Origin of the sequence: Ancylobacter tetraedralis (genome assembly GCF_014195655.1) — a bacterium.
Classification (GTDB): Bacteria; Pseudomonadota; Alphaproteobacteria; order Rhizobiales; family Xanthobacteraceae; genus Ancylobacter; species Ancylobacter tetraedralis.
In genome coordinates, this window is the sequence record NZ_JACICD010000016.1 from 1 (window position 1) to 24728 (window position 24728).

Consider the following 24728-nt stretch of genomic DNA (forward strand, 5'->3'; position numbering starts at 1 on the left):
GAAGCCGCCCGGCGTGCCGGTTATGCCGAGCATACGGCCCGTTTCATGGCATCTCGGATCCTGCGCAATCCCGATGTCGCCGCTGCCATCCGCATGGCCATGGCGGAGCGCGCCCGACGGACGCAGATCGATGCCGATGCCGTGCTCCACCGTTGGTGGGCGACGGCGACTGCAAATCCAAACGATGTCATCCAGCACATCCGAGGTGCCTGCCGCTATTGTCACGGTACAGACCACGCCTATCAATGGCGGGATCGCCGGGAGTTCCGCACCGCCCTTGCCCAAGCGAGAGCGAAGATGGAACCCGACGACCTCCTACCGAGCGAGGAAGGGGGCTTCGGCTACAACGCTCTTGCCGAGCCCCATCCCGAGTGCCCGCGATGCGATGGTATTGGCGAGAGCATGGTCGTCGCTCTCGCTACCAACTCACCTCTCGCCACACCGCTCTACGACGGCTTGAAGAAGACCAAGGACGGCATTGAGTTTCACCTCGCCGACCGGGCCAAGGCGCTGGAGATGGTCGCTCGCCACCTCGGCATGTTCAACGACAAGCTCAAGCTACAAGGGGATGCCGAGAACCCGCTGACCGTCCTGCTGCGGGAAATACAGGGCAGTTCGCTGCAGCCCGTTGCCGATCCTATCGATGATGACTGAGATGCTTGGAGGACTGGGCACACCGATCTGCTGGCTGTCATATCGATCGTCGGCTTCTGACCCCATACCTGCCCCTCCACTGCCTTTTCAGCGACGTCCGCTTTGCGCCCTCCTTGTCGGCCATTGATCTAGTAACGGCCGCGGCCCAATAGCAGACCTTTGGCGCGCTGCGGGGATGTCCAGTAGGTGTCATTGTATATGTCATGGCGGGGGCGATCATCACACCAGCTTTCGGACACACCGGTTACGGCGCTTCGTGTTCGATGGATTATTCTCTCGCGTGTTCGAAGCGGCGGCGTGGGTAGATCGCCACTGCCGTGTCGCGCCGGCCCGACTGCGAAGTCAGGCGTTGCAGGCATAGTCACCGCGTCCAGGTGGCCAGTCCTTCCTCGTTCAGATAGTCGACGCGCATCGATTTGAGCGCGCCGCCAGCCCCCTCGAAACGGACCGAGGAGAGCGAACCGTAGGGCGCATTCTCGCTGCGGGGCGCGATCGAGAAAACGTCGCCGTCCCAATGGGTCATCGGCATGACGATGGCCTCGGGACCCAGAGTGAGGACAAGGCCGTTCTCGTCTTGGGAGATTCGCGCCGGGCCGAAATACGGGCTATCATAGGTGCCGACATAGTCCGCCAGCGGGCGTGCCGGTGCAGGGCGCGACGGGGCGCTCCGGCCGACGAGATCGCCCAACGGGGCATAGTTTTGCATCAGCAGCGGATGCATGAGCGCGTACCAGTCGCGGGTCGGCGCACCGTATTGCACGATGTCGAGGAAGTGGCCGGTAATGGCCTCCGCCGCGCCGACCGGCCCGGCATTGGTCAGGACGAGGATGGCGAGGTCGGCCGATGGCAGGAACTGCACATTGGTGGCGGCGCCGGTCACGAAGGCCCCGGAGTGGCTCATGTCGGGCCGGCCATTGGCATTGACCGACACGTTAAAGCCGAAGCCATAGAAGCCCGAGCGCGAGCCGATCGTGCCCGCGGGTGCGCTGAAGGCCTGAGCGCGCAGGGCCGGCAGCAGAGCGGCGGGCGAGATCATCTCGCGGCCATCGTGCTGGCCATTTGCCAGTATCAGCTTCGCCCATTCGGCGAGGTCGGTCACGTTGGAGGTCACGCCACCCGCGGGAGACTGCTGGTCCGGATCGCGCGTGAGGCCTGCGATGAAGCGGCCGTTCTCCAGCGTGTGCAGCGTCGCCCGGTTCTCACGCGCCAGGAAGTCGGCATAGCGCGAGCTGGTGGAGGTCATTCCGAGCGGTCCGTACAGCGCCTCCTGCGCGAGGTCGGCCCATGGCTTGCCGGCAGCCGCCGCGACGGCCTCGGCACCCGTGGTGAAGCCGAAATTGGCGTAGTTGTAGCTGACGCGGAACGGAGCGAGCGGCAGCATCCTCAGCCGTTCGAGAATGGTCTTCCGGTCGAAGCCGATGTCTTCCAGCGTGTCTCCCGCCGCGTGCGGCAGGCCGGAACGATGAGAATAGAAATCGCCCACCGTGCCGTTTGCGGTCACATAGGCATCCCCGACGGCGAAGGTCGGCAAGTGCCGGGTGATTTTGTCGTCCCATTTCACCTTGCCGGCGGTCACCTGCATGGCGGCAATGGTGGCGGCGATCGGTTTCGACATCGAGGCGATCTGGAAGACCGTGGCGGTGTCGACCTTGGCCTCCTTGCCCAGTTCGCGCACGCCGAACCCGCGCGCAAATATGGTCTTTCCATCGTGAACCACCGCCACGGCCGCACCGGGAACGCCGCTGCGTTTCAGCACGCTTTCGACCTCTTCGGGCAGATCCGCCAATGCCCTTTCGAGCCCGCCCCCGGCCAGCGGCACAACGTCTTCGGGAGGAATGGCGCCGAGTGTCAGCGGCACGGTCTGCGTCTGCGCCGGCACGGCAATCGCTGAGCCGAGAAGCAGCGCGGCGCAGATCGTTAGGCAGCTAAATCTCGGTCGCGCCGCTGATCCCGCCATGGTGTTGGTCTCCGTAAAGCGGCTTGCCGAATGGGCCGCATGAGGATCGGCAAAACTGTAGTCGCTTCCGGCGGATCGATATACCCTCCGGAACAGAGCTCTCGGCGGCAGGCTATCGCGCCGCTCGTGACCATCGCAATCGTCGACCAGTCTCACAGCTAGGCATAGAGTCCGGACAGCATGACCGATCGTCCTGTTCCCGAAGGCGAAGACGATGCAGGCCTCAAGATGAATGCCGGCTTCTATCGCCTGCGGCGGATGTCGACGACCGATTTCGCTCCGGGTGACCGGTTCGATGCGTGGCGCGAGACCGCTTACACCATTGCCGATCTCGAGGTGCCCCGTGCCGGCGAGGCAGAACTGTTCGGCACCAAATATGCCGTGCACGGCGCGTTAGGCAATTTTGCCAGCCATGCGGGGTCGGTGCACCGCACCGTCATCACGCCGGCAACACGGCTCAGTGGCGCCCTCGATGCCATTATCATCTCGCTGATGGCGGAAGGCAGCGTTGGGCTCGAGAGCCCCGGCGGCGAACAACCGATCACGTCGACCGGCCGTCTCGTCGCCTATGATGCGACGAAGGCGATGCGCTACCATTGGAGCGTTGGCAAGGAAATCTACGTGGTGCTTCCCCGGGCCAAGGCGCTGGCAGCCTTCGGCGGCGAATTGCCCGGCCTCGTATTACCGCTCGATACCATTCCCCTCGGGGTGATGGTTCGCGACCATATGGCAGCGTTGGACCTGCATGCGGATCACCTCGACCGCAAGGAAATGGCGATTGCGCTCGACGCGCTGCACACACTGGCGCTGCTTCTGCTCCAGCGCATCGGGCGCGGCCTCAGCGACCGGGACGAGCCGGATCCGAACGCGCTTTTCCTTGCCGCCAAGCGCTATATTCACGCGAATTACAACGTGTCGGACCTGTCACCGGAAGCGATCGCCCGTGCGGTCGGTTGCTCGCGAGCGAGCCTGTACAGGGCCTTCGCGCATAACGACGCGACCATCATGGACACGGTTCGCGACGTCCGGCTCGCCATGTCGCGCCGGCTGATAGAGGCCGGCACGGGACGCAGCATATCCGTCATCGCCTTTGATTGCGGTTTCAAGGACGTTTCATCGTTCGGGAAGCTGTTTCGCAGCCGATTTGGCGTCTCACCCAGCGTATGGCGCGAGCAGTTCAGCTGAGCCCGCGCGGCCGGCGGCGTGACCGGTCGGCTCTTGGGCCGAGTGGTTCAGGCGTCTCAACATTGGTCGTGATGTATCAGCGAGCCGTGCAGGGCGAGAAAGCTGTTGCGGGACGCGCGACCCTCATGCTTCTCCAATGACCAGAGGTTACGGGATAGGTGCAACGCCAGGGGCTGAGGCCGCTCGGGCGGGCCGGAGGATGCTGACGATGCCGCCTGTTGCGACGCCCCCGATGAAAACGTCGCGATTGACCGTGCGACTGCTCAGAGCCACGGCGCTGGCGAGCTTCCTAGGCATGGGGATGACGATCCTCACCGGCCCCGTCCATGCCGCGAACTTCAATGTGGGCAGCGATGCGGATTTGCGCAGCGCCATCAGCAGCGCCGGCAATGGCGACACCATCACCTTCACGGCCGACATCACGCTGGCGAGCAATCTGCCGAACGTCACGACGAACATCACCTTCATCGGCGGCAACCACACCCTCTCGGGCAATAACGAGTATCGCGGCCTGTTCGTGCAATCCGGCACGGTCGCGATAAGCGACCTCACCATCACCAATTCTGTCGCGCAGGGCGGCACCGGCGGAAACGGCCTGCAGGGTGCCGGCGGTGGCGGCGGCGCCGGACTCGGCGGGGCGCTGTTCGTTGCCAGTGGCGCGCATGTGGCGGTCGACAATGTCAATCTGCAGAGCAGCGCAGCGCGCGGTGGCGCGGGCGGCGTAGCCACGGGCAACGGCCTTGTTTCGACCAGCGGCGGCGGTGGGGGCTATTGGCCGACCGGCGCCAATGGCGGCAATGCCGGTGGGCTTTCCAGCGGCGGCGGTGGAACGGGCGGTGGTGGTGACGGTATCGACACCGGCAATGGCGGTGCGGGCGGGTTCGGTGGTGGCGGCGGCGGCTCGGGATCAGGCTATGGCGGTGTGGGCGGTTTCGGCGGCGGCGGGGGCGGCGGTTCCGGCGCCACCCAGATCGATGGCGGCTTCCTCGCGGGCAAGGGAGGCCCCGGCGGGCCGAACAAGGGCGGCGGTGGCGGCGGCGGCGCTGGCATGGGCGGCGCGATCTTCGTCCAGGATGGCGGATCTCTCGCCGTGAATGGGCCGCTCAATATCGCCGGCAATGCGGTTTCCGGCGGTGCCGGTGCGCAGGGATTCGGCTGGGGAGAAGCCGGCGGCTCGGCCGGAACGGGCATGTTCCTTGCCGGCAACGGCTCACTCGCCATCGCGCCCGGATCTGGCCAGACGGTCAACATATCCGACGCCATCGCCGACCAGACCGGTCTCGGTGGAACCGGCGGCAATGCCGGCAGCTGGTCGCTCGTGAAGAACGGCGACGGCACGCTGGTCCTGACCGGCACGAACAGCTATAGCGGCGGCACGACCGTCAATAGCGGCGTGCTGCAAGGCAACAGCCTCGGGATACAGGGCAACATCCTGAACAATGCCCAGGTTCTGTTCGACCAGAGCGCCAACGGTACTTATGCCGGCAACATGTCGGGCACGGGCACTCTCATCAAGACCGGCGTCGGCAACCTCACGCTCGACGGCGTCAATACGCAAACGGGCGGCACCCGGGTTGAGAACGGCGTGCTCTACTTCCGCACCGACGCCAGCCTCGGCGCGGCCGGAATGGCCATCGACCTCGCTGGCGGCGCGATCGGGATCGGCACGGCAAACGGGCAGGTCATGGATCGCGCCCTGACGCTGACGGGAACCGGTGGCATCTATGTCGGGCCGAACGGCGGCAATCCGGATGCCCAAGTGACCTGGAACGGGACGATCAGCGGCGCGGGCACCCTGATCGTCGCCGGCGAGGGCATCCTCGAGCTGACGGCGAACAATACCTACACCGGCGGCACCCGGATCGCGGGAGATGTCCGGTTTACGACCGACGCCAATCTCGGCGCCGCCGGCACGGGGATCGCCTTGAACGGCGGTACCCTCGGCACGACCGCGGATGCGGCGGCGGCGCTCAACATCAGCCGCGATCTCACGCTGACCGACGCGGGCGTTATATACGTGCAGAACAATCCGCTGATCTGGAGCGGTGACATCAGCGGCACCGGCCGATTCATCAAGAACGGTGGCGGCGTCCTGCAGCTCACGGGAACGAACACCTATAGCGGCGATACCATCATCGAGGAGGGCACGCTGCAGATCGCTTCCGACGACAAGCTCGGGAGCGGGGCCCATATCATGATGGTCAATAATGGGCACCTCTGGGCGACGAGCAGCTTCACGACGGATCGTTCGATCACGCTGGTGGACGCGGGTGGTGGCTTCCAGCTTGATGCCGGCACCACGCTGACGCTGACCGGCGCCATCGGTGCGGGCGGAACGGGAGCCCAAACTCTCAGCCTGGTCGGCTCCGGCACGCTCGTCCTCGCCGCCGCTGCCGACGAATACGGCGGGGTCAACAATTATGGCGGCACCATCCAGGGCAACACCGGTAACCTGCGCGGCAACATTGCTTTCGACAATAACGCCGGCAACACCAATGCGCGGTCGATCGTGTTCGATCAGGCGACCGACGGCACCTTTGCCGGCAGCGTCTCCGGCATGGGCAATACGCTCGGGCTCGGCACCATCACCAAGACCGGCGCCGGCAAGCTGATCCTCTCCGGCACCAGCAAGTTCAAGTCGCAAGTCCCGGGCCTGGCGGAGTTCACGGTTCTCGGGGGCACCCTGCAAGGGACGAGCGAAAGCCTGCTGGGCGACATCGTCAACAATGCCGCGCTGATCTTCGACCAGGCCTTCGACGGCACCTATGCCGGCAGCATGAGCGGCACGGGGACGTTGACCAAGAACGGCACCGGCAAGCTCAATCTCACGGGCGCCAGCACCGTCGGCGGCGGCACCACGATCAATGCCGGCGGTCTTGCCGCGAACGGCCATCTGACCAGCAATGTCATCGTCAACAAGGGCGGCACGCTGAGTGGTAGCGGCAACGTCACCGGCGACATCACCAATAATGGCGGCACCGTCAAGCCGGGCAATTCGATCGGGCATCTCATCGTCGACGGCAACTTCACCCTCAACAGCGGCACGCTGGAGATGGAGGTCAACGCCGCCGGCGACAGCGACCGGATCAGCGTCATCGGCGCGGACCACAGGGTGATGATCAATGCCGGCACCCTCGCCATTGTCACCGATCCTGGCGTCTACACCCCGGGTACGACCTATACCATCATCACCACCGAGGGCGGCGGCAATGTCACCTTCGGCGAGGTGATGGGCGGTGTCGGCTTCCTGACGCCGCAGGTCTCGCTCGATTCCGAACATATCTACGTGACGCTGGCGCTGGCGCCCGACGCTTTCGCCTCGGCGGCGCTGACCACGAACCAGCGGGCCGTCGGTGGCGCGCTCGATGCGATTGCGGCCGGCGGCTATGTCGGCGGCCTCATCACGACGCTCGCCAATCTGCCGGTGACGGACGGAGCGGCGGCGTTTCAGACGCTGAGCGGGCAACCCTACGCCGACCTCGCCACGGTGAACCTACGCTCCAGCCAGCTGTTCATGAACGCGGTCGGCCGCCAGATGTCGGTCGCGCGCGATGGCGGCGCGGCGGCGGACCGCGCGGCGCTGGCTCCCGGCTCGGACGCGCTGGCCGGCTTTTCCGCCTGGATCAGCGGCATCGGAAGCACCGGCAGCGTGAGCGGCGACGCCAATGCTTCCGGCCTCGACTATTCGCTGGGAGGCACCGCCTTCGGCATCGACTACCGCGTCAATCCGGGCTTCCTTGTCGGCATTGCCGGCGGCTATGTCGCCGGCTCGCAATCGGTCAATGGCTTTGCCGGCGATGCCGATGCCGACACGCTCAGCGCGGTCGCCTATGGCTCGTTCACACAAGGCCCGCTCTATGTCGACGCGCTGGCGGGCTATGCCAATGCCAGCAACTCCATGAAGCGCTTCGTCGGAAGCGCCGGCCTGCCGTTTGGCATTGCCGACGGCGACACGGATGCCGGGCAGTTTCTCGGCCAGATCGAGAGCGGTTACACCTTCGACCTCGGCACGCCGCTCAGGACCGCGATCACGCCTTTCGCTCGGCTCCAGGTGGTGGCGATCGATCAGGACGGCTTCACCGAGACCGGCTTGAGCCCTTACAATCTCGCCGTCGCCTCGCAGTCTACCAATTCCGTGCGCAGCACCATCGGTGCCGATTTCACCACGGGCTTCGATCTCGGCAATGGCATGCCACTCGATCTGGGTCTGCGGCTCGGTTGGTTGCACGAGTTCGCCGACACCACGCCAGCGATGACGGCGTCGTTCACGTCGGCTCCCGGTGCCGACTTCACCGTCTATGGCGCGACGCGCCAGCGTGACAGCGCGCTGGTCGGCCTGTCGGCCGCTGTGCGGCTCAGCGACAGCGGCTCGCTGTTCGTCAGCTATGACGGCGAAATCGGCGGCGGGAACGACAACCACCAGCTCTGGGGCGGCCTCAAGATCACCTGGTGAACCACACAGCCCGAACAGGCTCCACACTGCGAAACGGGAGGACTATCGTGCTCACTCGACGCCACCTGCTCTCCGCGTCGCTGGCGGTACCGGTCGCGGCAGTGGTTCACCGCGCCGCGATCGCAGCCGATACAGCGCCGGTTGTGCCCGGTGCAGCTTCAGTTCAGGGCACCGGTGCAGACACCGCGCCCCATTGCGAACGGGCGGAAAAACGTGTCGAAATACTCCGCCGTTTTCGCAAGATGTACGTGGACCGGCATTTCGGCCTCGATCTGTTCGCGGCCGATACCGGCTATCTCAAGACCACGCTCGCCGATGCAAATCGCATGTCCCTGCGTTTCTTCGTCGAATACAACAACGTCTGGTGGTTTGCGATCATCGACGGCGTCGAGGTGCCTTCCATAGGCTATGATGCCGAGACCGATACCGGCTCCATCGTGCTCGATATCCGCTACGGCAATGAGCACCTGTTGGCCATGCAGCATATCGGCTTCCAGGGCGACCGCATTTCGCGGTTGCAGACCTACGCGTCGAACAGCTTCTTCGGTAAAGACACCCCGCTCGTTCGTCTGGATGCCTATGGCAACGCGATCTGGCTTGAGACCGGATACGATCTGAAGATCTCGGCCGAAGCTGCGGAGGTGTTTCTGCGGACGCCCACGGGCCGCTTCTTCTCCGAGAATGAGCCAACCAGCTCCGCCATCGTGCGCATCAAGAACAACCTGGCCGATCTGCGCAAACGCTATGGCTGGCAGCCCATCTAGAACATGGCGGGCTCCAGCGGAACGCCTGCCGACGTCCAAAAAGGAAGATCGAGTTTCATGAAAACCGATGCAGATATTCTGATCGTTGGAGCCGGCCCCACCGGTCTTATGCTGGCCGCGGAACTCCAGCGCCGGGGCGTCGGCTGCCTTCTCATTGACGCCCATGACAAGCCGCTGACCTGGGACCGGGCGACCGTCGTTCATCCGCGTTCGATCGAGATCTTCGATTCTCTGGGCCTTGCGGATCGTCTGCTGAAGGCGGGCGTCCCACAGCGGACAGCTCGCATCCATTCCGATGGCAAAGCGCTGGGGGAGGTGGATCTTTCCCTCAGCGGCAGCCGCTACCCCTTCAATCTTGGTGTGTCCGAGGAGGTGACGGAAGCGATCCTGACGGATTACCTCGTGCAGCTCGGCGGCACGCCAACTCGCTCCACCCGGTTGATCGGCCTGGCTGAGACGGAGGAAGGTGTTCTCGCCACTCTTGCTGGCGAGAGTGAAGAAAAGCAGGTCTTCGTGCGCTGGGTCGTCGGATGCGATGGGCATCACAGCACGGTCCGTTCGCTCGCCGGCATCGGGCAGGACGGCCACGACATCGAGGAGCCTTGGGCGGTGTTCGACACCACCATTGAGGGCTGGCCCTATTCGCATGAAGCGAATTTCGTCTATTTCGATGAGCCGCCGATCATCCTGACCGCGCTGCCCGATGAGCGCTGGCGTGTTTATCTCCGGCCGAGCTCTGAGCAATCCGACCTCGTGGAGGATGCGACGGGCACCCTCGGTCGGTACGTGCCAGACGCGCGCTTCATCGCGGTGGCGAACCCGACGCGCTTTCACTGCCACACCAAGGTGGCGAAGAAGTACCGTTCCGGACGCCTGCTGCTCGCGGGCGACGCGGCGCATACCTGCAGCCCGATCCAGGGCCACGGCATGAATAGCGGCATGCAGGACGCCTTAAATCTCGCCTGGAAGCTCGCGCTGGTCTGTAAAGGCCATTGTTCCCACACGCTGCTTGACAGCTATGAGGCGGAACGCCGCCCGGTTGCGCAGAAGTTCACCGCTTCGGGAGATGAAGCCGACCACGCCCAGGTCCTGAAGAGTCCGGATGATCGGCGCGCGCGCGATGCCTTCATCCGCGGCGTTTTCGCCAACCCGGCCACGCGCCACCAGGAAGCCGTCGCCGAGGCTGAGTTGGATATCGACTACGGCGCATCACCGATCGTGATGGGTGCGTGGCACGACGCGCTCGCCCCTGGCCAGCTCTGGCCGAGCGATATCGACATCCGGCCCACCGATGGGGTACCTGCCGTGTTCCACGCTGGCGCCAAACGGACGGGGCATGTCGCCATCGTCATTGGTGGCGACAAGGCGGAGCCGGACGAACTGACCGGTCTCCATGGCATCCTCGACGCCTACGCCGGAAGCCCTCTTCTGGAGGCCAGCTTCCTGTTCGCCACGCAGGCCCCCGACCGTGGATTTGCCCGCATCGACCAGACGGTCGCGGAGCGGCTGGGCGTCAGTGGCGTGGCGCTCTTTGTCGTTCGGCCTGATGGATATCTCGGGCTGCGCGCCGATCAGCACCACGGAGAAGCTCTGGCTGCGTATGCAGAACGGCTCCGTTCGCCAGCGATGCTGGCCTAGAAGCGGCGGGCATGAGTGAATGCGAGGTTCTCGCTGCGCAGGGACGTGCCCGCCAACATATGGACGTCAGCGCCGCGTGCCGTACACCGCTATGCCCCCGATGGCACCCCGCTCGGCGCGCTGGCGATGCCCGTGGGTTACGATGGCGAGCACCCTGAAGCGGCGACGGTCGCTGATTGTGTTGGAGAGAAATCGAGGCTCGAGCGCGCGCGTGCAGGATCTGGCCCGAGCATGGGCTTGCGCTTTTTGCGGCGACGTCCTTCACGTGGCGATGGCCCGAGGAGCCCGGCAGTTGATCGTCTGTTCCCTGACCCGAGCACTAAGGCCAGCCTGAAACTGTGTCGCGCCTGAAAGCGGACATCCTGGTCGTCGGCGACAGGTCCGCTTCTCGTTTGAAGTCCCCAATAGCGGACCGTCTGCCACCGGCCCCGAACCGACCACTCGTCGTCTGCGCAGCGAACGTCTGCCTCTCGCGCGTCGCGGTACATCGCGAGTATCCCTATTTTTCCAGGATGCTCTCCGCACAATCGGCCAAGGCGCGCACCTTTGATTTGGCGAGGCGCCCCGTGTAATACGGCCCACTGATCGACGGGCGGCAGCGTCCAGTCTTCGAGCACCCGCCGGACTGCGCCGATCTCCAGCTCAAGGGCGAACGTCCAGGCGGAGTTGAACGTCAGCCCTTATCGTCGAGCGCTGCCGCACGAATGCCCTCCGCAGCGTTCAACCGCACACGTCCTCTGACCGGGCTCGGCCGACTAACAGATCGAGAAAGACTGGCGCTCCTAGGCGAGGCTCCCAGCGAACCTTTCGGCGAGCCTCTGCGCTTTGAAGGCGTCGCCGACCCAGTCGATGAACACCCGGGACTTCGCGGGAAGCAGCGTGCGAGAAGGGTAGTAGATCGAGATCGCCCCTGCGTCGCAGTACCAGCGCGGCACGAGGCGGATGAGGCTGCCGTCACCGAGTTCGGCTATGTCGTGCGGCAGGGTGTCGGACATGTCGGCAAGCTGGTCGAGATCGTCGGCGATCCCGCATCAGACATCCCGGCTGAAGCACGGCCGGTACTGGTCGTCATCGCACAGGGTTTGCAGGCACTGCAGACGCAGATCGCTCTTCTCGACCGAGAGATCGCGGCCCGGGCAAAGGCAGACCCGGTGGCGCAGCGGTTGATGACCGTCCCGGGCATTGGTCCGGTCATCGCGACGGCGCTGGTCGCACTGGCGCCAGCCGCCAGCACCTTCCGCCGCGGGCGCGACTTCGCGGCCTGGCTGGGTCTCGTCCCGCGACAGCACTCCAGCGGCGGCAAAGAGCGGCTCGGGCGAACGACCAAGATGGGGGAGCGCAGCCTGCGACGGCTTCTGATCCTAGGCGCGAGCTCGGCGACCAAGGTCGCGGCGCGCGATCCCGACAAGGCTAGCGGCTGGCTGGCCGGTATGTTGGCGCGCAAGCCGCGTATGCTGGTCACGGTCGCACTGGCCAACAAGATGGCAAGGATCGATCGTCTGGGCGCTGATGGCGCACGGCGGATTCTATAGAGCTCCGGCCGCGGCGGCATAACAGCCACGGCTCGAGGCGTCAGGGACGCAAGGTAAGGTCAGCAGAGAGGTATGGCGCAACGGTCAGCAGACGGGGTCGGGAAAACCAGTGAAATGTCCGGGCGCCTCGAGCGCGCAAAAGCGATCTGGACCCGATCCGCGATCTCCATACAGGCCAGCAGCCGTGATGATGGCTGCATCAACAGGCCGGACATAGACCTCGTCCCCCGCCTTGAAACGGCGGACCTTCGCGCCTACCCGCACGACCCGTCCCGCCATGTCGTGTCCCAGAATGAAAGGCGGGCGATAGGGAAGGAGGGGCTTGAAGGCGCCGTCGCGGATCTTGGAATCCAGAGGGTTCAGGCCGGCGGCATGAATGTCCACCAGGACATCCTCATCCCCCAATTCCGGCTCCGGCCTGTCGCCAAAGCGCAGGGCGCCGCCTTTCTTGTATCTATCGAGGATGAACGCCTTCATGAGGGTGTGCTCTCTGGGCTCGTGCGCAAAGGCTCAGTCCGCCGTCCGGTAACGCGCCGCGGCGTGTTCCTGGCGGGTGTTCGGCAGCATGGCCTGACGCGCGGCCTGATAGGCGGTCCACTGCTCCTCATCGGGCAGCGGCGGGATGGTGACGGCCTCGCGGCGGTCGAAGCCGACCAGCGCCGCGTCGACGAGCTCTTCGACGTCCATCACCCCGGCCATGGCATCGACGTCCGCGCCGACGTGCCCCCAGATCTCGGTGCGCGTGGCGGCGGGGAGCACCGCCTGGACATAGACGCCCTTCGGGCCGAGCTCGAGGCTGAGCCCCTGCGACAGGAAAAGCACGAAGGCCTTCGTCGCCCCATAGACGGTCATGCCGAATTCCGGCGCGATCCCGACCACCGAGCCGATATTGACGATCGCGCCCGTGCCGGCCTTTGCCAGACGCGGCGCGATGGCACTGGCCAGCCGCAGGACGGCTGTGGTGTTGAGGGCGAGCAACTGCGCGACGTCATCGGTGCTCTGCTCGATGAAGCTGCCGCCAATGGCCGTTCCGGCATTGTTGATGAGGATGCCGATGCGGGCGTCGCCGCGCAGGCGGGCTTCCACGACACCGAGATCAGCGGGCTGTGTGAGGTCGGCCGTGATGATGTCGATCGCAACGCCGGTTTCTTCACGCAGGCGGGTCGCCAGCGCCTCCATGCGCCCCGTGTTGCGGGCAACCAGCACCAGATCATGCCCACGGCGGGCGAAACGCTCGGCATAAGCCGCGCCGATGCCGGTGGAGGCGCCGGTGATAAGAACGGAGGGGTGTGCGGCCATGGGTTGCTCTCTCTTCAATTCGTAGCCATATTCATGATGAATATCATGATTGAGTCTAAATATGACGATCATCATGTAACTGTCAATGACGGGCGTCGGAGCATTCTGAAATGAAGGTCAGCCGCGAGCAGATGGCGGAGAACCGCCGCCGCATCCTCGACGCTGCCAGCGCGCTGTTTCGCGACAGGGGGTTCGACGCGGTCAGCGTGGCCGAGGTGATGAAGGCCGCCGGGCTCACCCATGGCGGCTTCTATGGGCATTTCGGTTCAAAGGATGATCTGGTCGCGCAGACCCTGGCTCATGTCCTCGCGGTGCCCCCCGGCGGGAACACCGAAATCCGCGCCTATCTCGAGGCCTATCTGTCGCCGCGCCATCGCGACAACCCGGCCGCGGGTTGCCCCACGGCGGGACTTGCGGCGGCCATCCGCCACCAGTCACCCATGGCACGCGAAGCGATGACCGAAGGGTTGCGCTCGCAGATCGCCCGTCTCGAGATGGCGCTCCCGCTGGCGGACCCGGCCGGCCGTCGTCAGGCAGCGATTGGAAGCTGGGCGGCGATGGTGGGCGCCGTCGTCCTCGCCCGCGCAATTGATGACCCCGCTCTTTCGGACGAGATCCTAGAGCAGACCCGCGCCTGGATCGAGGCGGGGACCGTGGATGGGTCAGCCTTGTAATTACAAGGCCTTCAACGGAGTTAGATCGCATCCCCGGCTAGCAGTAGACCACCACCAATTCGATATGGACTTCGAAGCGGACGTTTCGAAGGCAGCCGTTTGGTCAGCTTCGCCCTCGGCAATTCACCGGCGCGATATGTTGGCTTCTTGTTTGAAGTCCTCAATAGCGGACAGTTTCCCACCGGCCCCGACGCCGTATGTCAGCAAAGCGCCCCGATCTCGGCCGTAGAGATCGGACGTGCGATTTCCTGAAAGCAGACGTTGCTGCTTGCCGCTTCACGGTCATGGATGCGCCAAGAGCCGACCTTCGCGGTAGCGCCATCTGCAGACATTCGCGCCAAGCCGAAATGCCGAAGTTGGTTTTCTCCTCGGGTACTGGATTTGGGTTGGCCCGCGGCGACGCTTCGCGCATGACGCCCAGCCAAGCGAAACCGTGTTGATCTTGCTCTTCGGCAGAAAGCCTTGGCAACTCCACCCGCCAGCGAATCACCTGGCAGCCGACTCGCTATAAGATGGCGAAACTAAACTAGGTGGGACCCGTGGCGGAACTGCTGACTGCACAGCTAGAGGCGCTTGTCGCTTCGCCCAGGGAAGACCTGGGCGTCGAGATAAAGTCGTGGCTGGACCTCACGAACAAGGACGACTGCGCCACCCTGGCGAAGATCATCATCGCCCTAGCCAACCATGGCGGCGGGTTCATCATCCTCGGGATGCGAGAGACCGAGGCTGGCAAGTTCGAGGAGGCGCCAGGTCGCCCGGTCACCTTGGCGGGCTACAAGCAGGACATCATCGCCGGCATCGCCGCCGCCTACGCTGAGCCGGCCATTCAAGTCGGGGTCTACCAAGTTAATGGGGGCGTGGGTGTGTACCCCGTCGTCCAGGTCCCCGGCGGCCATCGGACGCCTATCCAAGCCAAGAGGGGCAGCCCTGATCAAAAGACGCTGTTGGTTGGGCGTGTCTACATCCGGCGGCCTAAGCCGGAGAGTGCCGAACCCGGAACGGCGGCGGAATGGCGCGAGCTGATCGACCGTTGCGTTCGGGCGACTCGCGATGATCTCCTGGACGCCATTCGCGGCATCCTCGATGGGCGCGAGACGCAAAGCCTCCCGCTGCCGCCTAGCGAAGAAGCGCAGCTCGCCGCCTGGGCCGATGACGGCCTGGAGCGCTGGATCGCGCGGGCGCCCATCTCGCCGACGATGGTGAAGCTCCTTCCGCCAGGCTTCTACCGGGTGGCATACAAGCTCGTCGGTCAGACCACCGCCATCGAAGCCCCTGAGCTGCTGGAGGCGGTCAACAGCGCGACTACGCGGCATACAGGCTGGTCGCCGTTCTGGGTGCCAACTCGCGCCGGCATCAAGCCCTATGTGAAGGACGGGGCGGTCGAATGCTTTATCGCCGCCGAAGACGCCCGGCGCATGGTGGACGACCCGGCTCATGCCGATTTCTGGCGGGTGAGCCCTACCGGCGAAGCGGTGCTGATCCGGGGGTTCGATGAGGACAGCCACCCCGAGCGCATGAAGCCCGGCACGGTGTTCGACGTCACCTTGCCGGTCTGGCGCATCGGTGACTGCCTCCTTCAGGCCGCCAGGTTTGCGGCGGCCATCGGCCGGCCTGATGCCGAAATCGTATTCTCCGTGAAGTGGAGCGGCTTAGCGAGGCGCAGCCTGACCCACGTCGAAGGGCGTCGACTGATCGACGAAGGCTATATCTCCCAGCAAGACACCCTAGATCGGGTGATGACCGTCCGGGCCGCCCAGGTCGCCGACAGTCTTCCGGAGATCCTGTTCGAGTTCCTAAAGCCCCTTTACGCGCTCTTCGACTTCTTCCAGCTTCCCAAGAGCCTCGTTGATGAGGAGGCGCAACGCCTCCGCCAAGGTCGGTTCTGACGCACGACCGAGGCGAAGCCGCAGAGCCTCCAAACCGACGCGCGGCAAATGAGGTTGAGGCCACGTGCCACTGGTGCAGACCGCGCCGTTGAAGCATGGTTCGGCCATGACAACCGACCCTGATCTCCTGCGCATCATTAACGATACCCTCTCGGCGGCCGGAACAGCATTCTCTCAGGGGCACCTGCCCCGTACGGCCGACAGCCCCGACATCTGGGAGATATCCCGGCTGTTACGTGAGGCAATGGACACCCATCCAGAGTTCGCAGGGCCGGCTAGCCGGTTCTTCCTCGGCAAACAGCTCGCCTTTTTCAACCAGCACCAAGCGGTCAACCTGCTACGGGTTGCCCTGACCCGCGGTCCGGACGGCGCGCTCGCCTGGTACCGAACCATCCGGGCAGTGCGTCGCACGCCCATGCGGGTCGTCGGCGAAGTCTACGGCTTGCTCGTTCAGGAGCCGTACCGGTTTTCGAATGGCGTGACCCTGATGCCGGTGAGTGCGCTTCCGGATAGTCCCAACTCGGCAATGCTCAAACAGCGGGCCTTTTTCGGAATGCACATGGACTTCCCGGCTGCGGTGATGTTCGAGGTCAGCGACGTCGAAGGCGAAGACGGCCACGATGGAGGTCACGCCCGGTTTCAGGAGATTACCGCGACGCTGCGGTGGACGATCGACGCTTTCGTGCTTGCTGATGACGTCGCACCCACCGTCAGTGTGGTGTGGCAGGAGTTCGCCGATCCCGAATTCCATCCCGCAGAATTCGGGCGGATATGGATGGGCTCACAGCACGAGGGCCGACTCCCCAACCATCCGATCCAGGTGACGCCCGAGATGACCGAGTGGGTCGAGCGCTACCTCACCCTGCATGAGAACGTCGCCAATGCCTGCCGTGTCCCAATCCAGCGGCTCAATCTCGCCCGTCGGCGCTTCGCCCCGGGTGACAAGGCGATCGACGGCAGCGTTTGCCTGGAGGCGCTGTTGTCGGGGAACGCGCGTGGCGAACTCACCCATCGCCTTTCCGTGCGCACGGCGCTGCTTCTCGGCCGGACCTTGGAAGACCGCATCGCCATCGCCGAGCGCGTCCGTAAGTTCTACAGCCTCCGCAGCGATGTCGTGCATGGCAGCGCGCCTAAGAAAGAGGCCGCTAATCGCCAGGTCACGGAGGATGGCCTTGCCCTCTGCGTTAGCGTGTTGAGGGCGGTGGTGATGTCGGGCGAAGTGCCGAAGCCCGAGGAATGGGAGCTGTCGGGAGGCCCGCCCTGGAATCTCTTCAGTCCCGCCGCCACGCAAGACTAACCAGACGAGCACCACGCGCTCGACCGCTTGCAGTGTCCGACCATCTTCGCTGACTAGAACGTCTCACCGTCCTTGACGGTCTGAAGCCCCTATTCGGCCATGGTAGATCAGGCTGAGCGGTGCCATTTGCTGGAGTTGGGGTCCCGCCAGATTCCGGACATTCAGACACTAAGACTGATGACCCGGTCCGACCCACCGCGGACGGTCGGATCCCTCTCCCCTCCCGGGAGCTTAAGCGTCTCTGCAACGTTGGGCGGACTACTCGGCGGAAGACGACATGGCTGACCATACGATCGGGTCTTGTGCCGAACACCGACTTCAGTGGCCCCGCCGCCGGTCGTCAATTGACCGCCCCAGGACGCACTTGCGGACGGTCAGCCGGCACGCGAGTAGTCGTGTTCGTAGGCGTCTCGAGCCAAGAACCGGCTGTAAGCGCTCAAGAGCGAGGTCGCCAGTGGATCGCGAATCCGGCCGCGGCGACTGATCGGATAGCTGTAGGCGCCCTTGTCATAGGTCCCATACTTAGCGAACCCCTTCTTGGGCGACGCCCGCGGAACGACCGCAGCGGCTAAGAGGTCGGCGACCGTATCCTTGTGCGCCTTACGCGCATCCTCGATCTGCCTGCTCACCTTAGCGAAATGAGCCTTCAGCTTGCCGTGACGGTTCTCCCAAGACTTGCTGGGAAGGCTCAGAACGGAATCAGCCTGAGCGCTGAGCTGGCAGCTACCGTCCTTGTTCAAGACAGCGAGGTCGAGCACATGCAGGTTGGCGGGTGTGGCGTCGGCCAACAGGACCACGGCCGATTGCGCGCCATTGTGGTCGTAGTGATCGAGCGAGAAGGTCAGGCCATCCTTCATCGCCGCTTCGACGCCCAGCGCCCGAGTGCGCAGCGGCGCGAGAACAGCGACCTTGAAGTTGTCTTCGCGCACCCGCTCGCCATTGCTGCGGACCATCAGGTCGCAGGGTTGAGCGATCAGAACCCAGAGCTTGAGATCGGCCCCGTCGCCGATCTCGAACAAGTCGCCGTTGCGCAGCGGGTCGTTATAGCCGTTGCCCACTGTCCAGATCATATAGCTGTCGGGCTTCATCACCTTGAGGATACTATCGAGGCTGGCGCCGAAATCACGGTAGAAGCGGATAAGTCGGCTGCGGCCGTCATCAGGCTTGGGCGGCAAGCCATCGGCGAAGTGCTTTAGTCGGGGCGAGGCTTCCAGAAGCTTGACCTCGTCCCAGGCTGCATCCCCCCAAGCCCCACCCAGGCTGCGCCGGTCGATCTCCTGGGTGGTCCGCAGGATCGCAATGTCGGCGGCAGGGTCGATATCGTTGAAGTCGATCCAATGCAACGGAAGATAGGAATGCTGGCCGTAGGTGACCGTCGTGAGATTGTCGCCATAGGGTGGCGAGGTCATCAGGAGGTCGAAGGGTGCAGCATTACCCCAATCGTCCAAGGCCCGCCGCGTATCACCGACGCGAACCTCGCTCTTGCCGACATATTTGGACGACTTGATTTGCTTGGCCTCCCCCAGGCGACGCCTAAAGGTGGAGAAGCTCGAGGCGTTCTCTCGGGCGAGGTCACGGAACACCGCGATCGGCGAGAGGGCGCGCTTGGCGATCTCCTCGGCGGGGCGGGCGTGCAGTTTATAGGTTGAGGTGCGGTCGTTGCTGGTCAGCCGGATGGTCTCAGCCAGGGTCACCCATAAGAACCGGCGTACCCACAGGTTGTCGCACTTACGGATGGCCCTCCGCAGCCGCGACAGCTCGGTGGCCACTTCCGGCTGGAACCACTTTTCGCGGTTGGCCATCGCGGTCTCGATGGTTTCGCGCCGATCGGCCTTGGCCTTGGCGGCCACCCGTTCAGCGATGGCTCCGATGGTGAATTCAACGGTCTGGGCCGTCCGGACCCGGCTGATCAGCACCGCCAGGGGATTGATGTCGTTGCCGTAGACGTCAAGCCCAAAGTGCATGCCGCTGACGAGCGAGGTGCCCGAGCCCATGAACGGGTCATAAACCGACTGGATGTCTGGCCGCGCTTCCAAGACGGCCCCAAGGAGCCGGCGCTGGACGAGCGGGACCATCATCGCCGGATACTGGAAGATGCTGTGGACGCTATCGCTGCGGTCGCGATCCTTCAAGGACCAGAAGTCCGGATCGGCGCCTTTGGTTTCCAGCAGCTTCAGCAGCTTGGCGTCAACCTCTTGCGGCGTGCGTACATCTGGCGTGCGAGGATTGCGTTGCGCCAAAAGAGTCATCAAGCGCTCGTCCTGAAGCCAGCCGGGGTCACCCCGTGTTGAGTGGGCGATGATTGCGAATGTCGGGATAGCCCTGCCGAAGCCCCCTCTGGCCGCCATGCCTTGTGGCGTGACGATAGCGGCATAGTTCGATTCCGTGAAGTCCTTCCCGTCCAATCGCGGTTGAGCCGGCGCACGGGAGCGCAACCTGGGCACACCGTCACCGAGCACGATCCTTTCGCTCACGCCCCTGATCCTGCGTGCGCGCCGCGCTGGCGGCACGAAGCTCGCGCACCAGTCCTCGCCAACGCCCCTAGCGGGGGCCGGCGGCGCGCGCATAATGGTGACGCTTCGACTCGAGGATACGCCCATGGCGCTCGCGCCCACGGACGATATGACCACGCTTCGCATCCACTATCAAACGGACGGCCTGTTGGCGGCCGCCGACGTCGCTGCCATGCTGCGTGAGGTGGCGACGGCGTTCGAGCGCTACACGCGACGGCGTGCCCGCCACGCCCATCTCAGGTTGGCCGTCAGGCGCGTCGAGGTCAGCAGCCTGCTCGTCGATCTGGTGGTGATGGGCGCCGTCGCCGGGCAGGTGGCGATCGAACATCGCGAGGCCCTTTACGGTTTCACTGGCTTCATCGCCGATACACTGTCGATCCTGAAGGGCCTCAAACCCGGTGAACCCAAGCCGGCGGACGTGCGGATGATCGACGCCCTGCAGAAACCCGTCGCGAAGGCCGGCGCGCAGCAGGTCAATGTGTTCGTCGTTGGCGACGGCAACACGGTGACGATCGACAGGGAAGCCATCCGGCAAATGCAATCGCATCGCGAGCAGGCGTCGGTGCGCGCGGTTCAACAGGTTGAGGCGCCGCGGGCGCAGCCAGACATCGATCTGCCAATGAGAGGCCAGCCACGTCTCCTGGCTCTCCATGGGAAGTTCGGCACCGTCTTCGATGTCCGCGGTCAGTGGTACGTTCGGCTCGAGGGGGAAGACGGCGTCCTTAATCCCCTTCAGCTCGAAAACGGGGTCACGGTGCAGGACGGACAGGCCTATCAGTTCGACGGGGTTTGGGAGGGGCGGCGCTATCGCATCCGCGCCGCACGATCCCTGACCTAGCTCAGCTGCCTGGTGCCAGTTCGCGCGACCGCGAGCTGATGCCTAGGTGCGGGCATTCCCAATGCCCGCAACGGGTCAGGACGCCACGTCGGTTAACCACGACGGCCGCTTTTGACTGGTCTGACGCCAAAAGCCGCCAGACCGGATACGGCCCCAAACCGGCCATTCGTCGTCGCAGGAGCAAACTTCTGCTTGTGGCGCCAAAGAGCTCCGGCAACAGCGGCAACAGCTTTGTAAGCTGCGTGTTCCTCACCGGCTTTCGGCGTGTCCGCGGCGCCGCCTTCGCTGGCACATGGCGCTCACCGAAGCGATCTTGCCTGTTCCGGCGTACACCCTCAATGCCACGATCAAAATGGGGCCCAAAGTGGGGCCTCAATTGGCACCAAAGAAAAATGTGATTATTTACAATGGATTACATGAAGATTTGGCGGAGAGGGTGGGATTCGAACCCACGGTACGCTTGCACGCACAACGGTTTTCGAGACCGTCCCGATCGACCACTCCGGCACCTCTCCGCGCATTGCGGCGCGGGTCAGTGCGCCGGGAGTGGGCCGCTGCATAGCCGAGCCGGGACGGCCGCGCAAGAGAGGGGCGCGGGCATATTGTCGATGCCCCCTGTTCTCATCGCCCGGGCGATGCCGCTCCGTACAGATACTCGCGCGAGCAGGCTCAATAGTTCCCCGGCCAAACATAACAGCCTGCGGCGCGGCGAGGAGCGCGGCTCGCCATCCGAACGACCTGTTGCCACGGGCGGGGTTCGCCCGCCCGTGAAATCCCGACGGTGAAATGCGCCTCAGCGCCGGTTCGGGCTGCTGCACAGGAACCAGGCCACCGCCGCTCCCGCCAGGCCTGCGGCCACGATGACCGCCAGCGGATGGCTGCCGGCCTGCCGCGACAGCGCGTTCAACCCGCGCCCGTAAAGCGCATGCCCGGTCTCGTAGGCATCGTCGGCGAAATCGACGGCTCGACCGCGCGCATCGCCCAACGCCCGCGCGCCCAGATGCCGCGCCTCGTCATACACATCCTCCGCGCGCGACGCCGCCTCGTGGCCGGCCTCGCCGGCAACCCGCCGCAGGCGGCCGCCCAGCTGACGCGCCACACCCGTGATACGATCCGTCTGCACCATGTGTCGTTCCTCCAAATGCCAAACCGGTAGGCCAAGCGGGTAGGCTGGGCCCGTCCTGTTCAACGCCGGCGGCGGCGGAAGGTTCACGCGGGCCGCGCAACCCGTATGCCCGGGCTCGCCGACCGGCAGGATCGGTCATGAATGCGGGGTGAGGCACGGCGTGAAGCTCCCGGCCTGAAGCTCCCGGTTTCCTTGACAGTACGGGACTCGCCCGCTATGAGCGGCTCACGCGCGTGGTGGGTCAATGGGCTCCCACGCTTCCCGCAACCGACCGAAAGAAGCCGGCCACGCGCCATCAGGCGTTAAGGTCGGGCTCGAACGAAAGGACAGAACATGTTCGCGGTCATCAAGACGGGTGGCAAGCAGTATCGCGTTGCCCCCGACCAGGTCGTAACTGTCGGCAAGATCGAGGCCGAAGCCGGTGCGAGCCTGACCCTGCCGGTGCTCATGCTCGGTGGCGAAAGCCCGAAAGTCGGCGCTCCGCTGGTTGATGGTGCGTCCGTCACCATCGAGGTGGTCAAGCACACCCGTGGTGGCAAGATCATCGCCTTCAAGAAGCGCCGCCGTCAGAATTCGCGCCGCAAGATCGGTCATCGCCAGGACTTCACGGTCGTGCGCGTGACCTCGATCGCCGGCGCCTGAGACCGTCAGTAGAGAAGAAGGAGAGCAACAATGGCTCATAAAAAGGCAGGCGGTTCCTCCCGCAACGGTCGCGATTCGGCTGGTCGTCGTCTCGGCGTGAAGAAGTTCGGCAGCGAGAAGGTGATCGCTGGCAACATCATCGTGCGTCAGCGCGGCACGACCTGGCATCCCGGCACCAATGTCGGCATGGGCAAAGACCATACCCTCTTTGCGCTCACGGATGGCCGCGTCGAATTCCGCAAGAAAGCCAATTCGCGAACCTATGTAAGCATCATTCCGGCCGCCGAGGCCGCCGAATAAGTCCGGTGAGGTTCCTTGAAATCTCGCCGGTCTCGCCCGACCGGTAGGATTTCTGGAACGTCCATCGCGGACATCCCGGGTACCCGACAGGGGAGGCGAGTGGATCGCCTCCCCTTCGTCGTTCAGGCCCTGGAGAACCACGATGACTCTCGCCGAAGCACCCGCCGGCTCCCCCCTGCTGGAGAGCAGTACCCCCGTCCTCGAAACCAGCCGCCTGCTGCTGCGCGGTCCGCGGATCGAGGACATGGCCTGGATCGCCGAACTCGCCGACAACCGAAAGGTGGCGGAGATGACAGCGAACATACCTCATCCCTACGGGATGGCGGACGCGGCGGCTTTCGTCGCCAACCTGCCGGGCGGCAAGGAAGCCGCAACTTTCGCCGTCTTCCTGAAGAACGATGCCAGTCTGCGCGGCGCCAATGAGGCGGCCTTCGGCCCGCCCATCCCGGTCGGCATGTGCGGCTTCGTGCGCCGCGACGACGATGTGCCGGAGATCGGCTACTGGGTGGGCGAGCCCTACTGGGAGCGCGGCGTCGCGACCGAGGCGGTCCGGGCGCTGATCGACCACGCTTTCGGCGATCGCAGCCTGCCGGCGCTGGTTGCTTCGGCGCGCGTGGTCAATCCGGCCTCGCGGCGGGTGCTGGAGAAGTGCGGCTTCCAGTGGACCGGCGTCGGGCTCACGCGGGTTCGCGCGCTGGGGGCCTCGGTTCCGGTCGACCGCTTCCGGCTGGAGCGCAGGCTGTGGACATCGCTGCGGGCATGGGGCGCAACAGCGCACCCCACCCGGCACGATATCGACAGGCGGCACTGAGAGGCCGATAATAGTTAACAGTACCCTAATACGCCCCCTCTGTTTGGAGGGGGCCGCACCACCGAGCACGATGCAATGAAATTTCTCGACCAGGCCAAGATCTATGTCCGCTCCGGCGACGGCGGGGCGGGCTGTCTGTCGTTCCGGCGTGAGAAATTCATCGAGTTCGGCGGGCCGGACGGCGGCGATGGCGGGCGCGGCGGCGACGTATGGATCGAGTGCGTCGACGGGCTCAACACGCTGATCGACTATCGCTACCAGCAGCACTTCAAGGCCAAGAAGGGCGGCTACGGCATGGGCGCCAACCGTTCCGGCGCCAAGGGTGACGACGTGGTGCTGCGCGTACCCGCCGGCACCGAGGTGCTGGACGAGGATGGCGACACCGTGCTCGCCGACCTCACCGAGATCGGCCAGCGGGTCAAGCTGCTCTCGGGCGGCAATGGCGGCTTCGGCAACGCGCATTTCAAGACCTCGACCAACCAGGCGCCCCGGCGCGCCAATCCCGGCCTTGTCGGCGAGGAACGCTGGATCTTCCTGCGGCTCAAGCTGATTGCCGATGCCGGGCTGGTCGGGCTGCCCAATGCCGGCAAGTCCACCTTCCTGGCGGCGACGACGGCGGCCAAGCCGAAGGTCGCGGACTATCCCTTCACCACGCTGCATCCAGGGCTTGGCGTGATGAATGTGGATGGGCGCGAATTCGTGCTGGCCGATATTCCCGGCCTCATCGAGGGCGCGCATGAGGGCGTGGGCCTCGGCGACCGCTTCCTCGCTCATATCGAGCGCTGCCGCGTGCTGCTGCATCTTGTCGATGCGACCTGCGAACATGCCGGCAAGACCTACAAGACAGTGCGCGCCGAACTGGAGGCCTATGGCCACGGGCTGGAGGACAAGCCGGAAATCGTGGCGCTGTCCAAGATCGACTCGCTCGATCCGGAGACGCTCAAGGCCCAGCTTGCCCGCCTGCAGCGCGCTGCGAAAAAGAAGCCGATGGCGCTTTCCGCCCAATCCGGCCAGGGCGTGCGCGAGGCGCTGCGCGCGCTGGCGCATGTGATCGAGCAGGGCCGCGCCGAGGAGCAGGACCGGCAGAAGGTGGACGTCAACGCGACCTGGCAGCCGTGACCGGGCAGCCGTGATCCGGCAGCCGTGATCCGGCAGCCGT

The 24728-nt window shown here is 64.8% G+C and carries 17 protein-coding genes, 1 tRNA gene and 3 pseudogenes; 14 read left to right on the forward strand and 7 right to left on the reverse strand.

Annotation, left to right across the window (positions count from 1 at the left end):
* Positions 1–654, forward strand: a 654-nt coding sequence (locus tag FHS55_RS22230; RefSeq protein WP_183192060.1) for a terminase small subunit, incomplete at its 5' end; no start/stop codon positions are given.
* 361 nt (positions 655–1015) lie between these two features.
* Here FHS55_RS22230 and FHS55_RS22235 read toward each other — a convergent pair.
* Entirely contained in the window at positions 1016–2611 is a 1596-nt protein-coding gene (locus tag FHS55_RS22235) for a serine hydrolase (protein WP_183192061.1), read from the reverse strand.
* A 180-nt stretch (positions 2612–2791) separates the two neighbouring features.
* Between FHS55_RS22235 and FHS55_RS22240 the strand changes: the two genes are divergently transcribed.
* The 4 genes from FHS55_RS22240 (at position 2792) to FHS55_RS22255 (ending at position 10651) form a co-directional block, all read left to right on the forward strand.
* Positions 2792–3796, forward strand: coding sequence for a helix-turn-helix transcriptional regulator (locus FHS55_RS22240; protein WP_183192062.1), 1005 nt, complete (start codon positions 2792–2794; stop codon positions 3794–3796).
* A gap of 253 nt (positions 3797–4049) precedes the next feature.
* Positions 4050–8249, forward strand: a complete 4200-nt coding sequence (locus tag FHS55_RS22245) for an autotransporter domain-containing protein (RefSeq protein ID WP_183192063.1) — start codon at positions 4050–4052, stop codon at positions 8247–8249.
* Positions 8250–8296: 47 nt separating this feature from the next.
* A complete protein-coding gene (locus FHS55_RS22250; protein ID WP_210287132.1) occupies positions 8297–9013 on the forward strand; it encodes a hypothetical protein in 717 nt (238 codons plus the stop codon).
* 57 nt (positions 9014–9070) lie between these two features.
* Positions 9071–10651, forward strand: a complete 1581-nt coding sequence (locus FHS55_RS22255) for an FAD-dependent monooxygenase (RefSeq protein WP_183192064.1) — start codon at positions 9071–9073, stop codon at positions 10649–10651.
* 782 nt (positions 10652–11433) lie between these two features.
* Here FHS55_RS22255 and FHS55_RS22260 read toward each other — a convergent pair.
* Positions 11434–11613 (reverse strand): annotated as a pseudogene (locus FHS55_RS22260) (LysR family transcriptional regulator); the annotation flags it as partial.
* Here FHS55_RS22260 and FHS55_RS22265 point away from each other — a divergent pair.
* Positions 11605–12205 (forward strand): annotated as a pseudogene (locus FHS55_RS22265) (IS110 family RNA-guided transposase); the annotation flags it as partial. The pseudogenes FHS55_RS22260 and FHS55_RS22265 sit on opposite strands and share 9 nt — an antisense overlap.
* 155 nt (positions 12206–12360) lie before the next feature.
* On the opposite strand, the pseudogene FHS55_RS22270 reads toward FHS55_RS22265, so the two are convergent.
* Both FHS55_RS22270 and FHS55_RS22275 read right to left on the reverse strand, forming a co-directional pair.
* Positions 12361–12660 (reverse strand): annotated as a pseudogene (locus FHS55_RS22270) (alcohol dehydrogenase catalytic domain-containing protein); the annotation flags it as partial.
* Between the two features lie 33 nt (positions 12661–12693).
* Entirely contained in the window at positions 12694–13482 is a 789-nt protein-coding gene (locus tag FHS55_RS22275; protein WP_183192104.1) for an SDR family NAD(P)-dependent oxidoreductase, read from the reverse strand.
* A 110-nt stretch (positions 13483–13592) separates the two neighbouring features.
* On the opposite strand from FHS55_RS22275, the gene FHS55_RS22280 reads away from it, so the two are divergent.
* From FHS55_RS22280 to FHS55_RS22290, 3 genes are all read left to right on the forward strand, one after another.
* Positions 13593–14156 carry a TetR/AcrR family transcriptional regulator gene (locus FHS55_RS22280; protein WP_183192065.1) on the forward strand — a complete coding sequence of 188 codons (564 nt, stop codon included), beginning with the start codon at positions 13593–13595 and terminating at the stop codon, positions 14154–14156.
* 539 nt (positions 14157–14695) lie between these two features.
* Complete coding sequence (locus FHS55_RS22285; protein ID WP_183192066.1) at positions 14696–16042, forward strand: RNA-binding domain-containing protein; 1347 nt, start codon at positions 14696–14698, stop codon at positions 16040–16042.
* A 64-nt stretch (positions 16043–16106) separates the two neighbouring features.
* Positions 16107–17339: a HEPN domain-containing protein gene (locus tag FHS55_RS22290; RefSeq protein ID WP_183192067.1), complete on the forward strand. Its 1233-nt coding sequence runs from the start codon at positions 16107–16109 to the stop codon at positions 17337–17339.
* 374 nt (positions 17340–17713) lie between these two features.
* On the opposite strand, the gene FHS55_RS22295 is transcribed toward FHS55_RS22290, so the two are convergent.
* Positions 17714–19813: a hypothetical protein gene (locus FHS55_RS22295; RefSeq protein WP_183192068.1), complete on the reverse strand. Its 2100-nt coding sequence runs from the start codon at positions 19811–19813 to the stop codon at positions 17714–17716.
* Between the two features lie 124 nt (positions 19814–19937).
* Here FHS55_RS22295 and FHS55_RS22300 point away from each other — a divergent pair, with 124 nt between their 5' ends.
* Positions 19938–20690 carry a hypothetical protein gene (locus FHS55_RS22300; protein ID WP_183192069.1) on the forward strand — a complete coding sequence of 251 codons (753 nt, stop codon included), beginning with the start codon at positions 19938–19940 and terminating at the stop codon, positions 20688–20690.
* 425 nt (positions 20691–21115) lie between these two features.
* Here the strand turns inward: FHS55_RS22300 and FHS55_RS22305 are convergent.
* Both FHS55_RS22305 and FHS55_RS22310 read right to left on the reverse strand, forming a co-directional pair.
* A tRNA-Ser gene (locus FHS55_RS22305) sits at positions 21116–21205 on the reverse strand.
* A 278-nt stretch (positions 21206–21483) separates the two neighbouring features.
* A complete protein-coding gene (locus tag FHS55_RS22310) occupies positions 21484–21816 on the reverse strand; it encodes a hypothetical protein (protein WP_183192070.1) in 333 nt (110 codons plus the stop codon).
* Positions 21817–22149: 333 nt separating this feature from the next.
* Between FHS55_RS22310 and rplU the strand changes: the two genes are divergently transcribed.
* The 4 genes from rplU (at position 22150) to obgE (ending at position 24688) form a co-directional block, all read left to right on the forward strand.
* Positions 22150–22458, forward strand: a complete 309-nt coding sequence (gene rplU, locus FHS55_RS22315) for a 50S ribosomal protein L21 (RefSeq protein WP_183192071.1) — start codon at positions 22150–22152, stop codon at positions 22456–22458.
* A gap of 30 nt (positions 22459–22488) precedes the next feature.
* Positions 22489–22758 carry a 50S ribosomal protein L27 gene (gene rpmA, locus FHS55_RS22320; RefSeq protein WP_183192072.1) on the forward strand — a complete coding sequence of 90 codons (270 nt, stop codon included), beginning with the start codon at positions 22489–22491 and terminating at the stop codon, positions 22756–22758.
* A 142-nt stretch (positions 22759–22900) separates the two neighbouring features.
* Positions 22901–23569, forward strand: coding sequence for a GNAT family N-acetyltransferase (locus FHS55_RS22325; RefSeq protein ID WP_183192073.1), 669 nt, complete (start codon positions 22901–22903; stop codon positions 23567–23569).
* Positions 23570–23644: 75 nt separating this feature from the next.
* Positions 23645–24688, forward strand: a complete 1044-nt coding sequence (obgE, locus tag FHS55_RS22330) for a GTPase ObgE (protein WP_183192074.1) — start codon at positions 23645–23647, stop codon at positions 24686–24688.
* The last annotated feature ends 40 nt before the right edge of the window (positions 24689–24728 follow it).

Bases quoted from the DNA above. Each gene is read 5' to 3' on its own strand.
- FHS55_RS22300 (WP_183192069.1), top strand. From the start codon at position 19,938: ATGGCGCTCGCGCCCACGGACGATATGACCACGCTTCGCATCCACTAT.
- FHS55_RS22235 (WP_183192061.1), bottom strand. From the start codon at position 2,611: ATGGCGGGATCAGCGGCGCGACCGAGATTTAGCTGCCTAACGATCTGC.
- rpmA (WP_183192072.1), top strand. From the start codon at position 22,489: ATGGCTCATAAAAAGGCAGGCGGTTCCTCCCGCAACGGTCGCGATTCG.
- obgE (WP_183192074.1), top strand. From the start codon at position 23,645: ATGAAATTTCTCGACCAGGCCAAGATCTATGTCCGCTCCGGCGACGGC.
- FHS55_RS22240 (WP_183192062.1), top strand. From the start codon at position 2,792: ATGACCGATCGTCCTGTTCCCGAAGGCGAAGACGATGCAGGCCTCAAG.
- FHS55_RS22310 (WP_183192070.1), bottom strand. From the start codon at position 21,816: ATGGTGCAGACGGATCGTATCACGGGTGTGGCGCGTCAGCTGGGCGGC.
- rplU (WP_183192071.1), top strand. From the start codon at position 22,150: ATGTTCGCGGTCATCAAGACGGGTGGCAAGCAGTATCGCGTTGCCCCC.
- FHS55_RS22255 (WP_183192064.1), top strand. From the start codon at position 9,071: ATGAAAACCGATGCAGATATTCTGATCGTTGGAGCCGGCCCCACCGGT.
- FHS55_RS22325 (WP_183192073.1), top strand. From the start codon at position 22,901: ATGACTCTCGCCGAAGCACCCGCCGGCTCCCCCCTGCTGGAGAGCAGT.
- FHS55_RS22275 (WP_183192104.1), bottom strand. From the start codon at position 13,482: ATGGCCGCACACCCCTCCGTTCTTATCACCGGCGCCTCCACCGGCATC.
- FHS55_RS22280 (WP_183192065.1), top strand. From the start codon at position 13,593: ATGAAGGTCAGCCGCGAGCAGATGGCGGAGAACCGCCGCCGCATCCTC.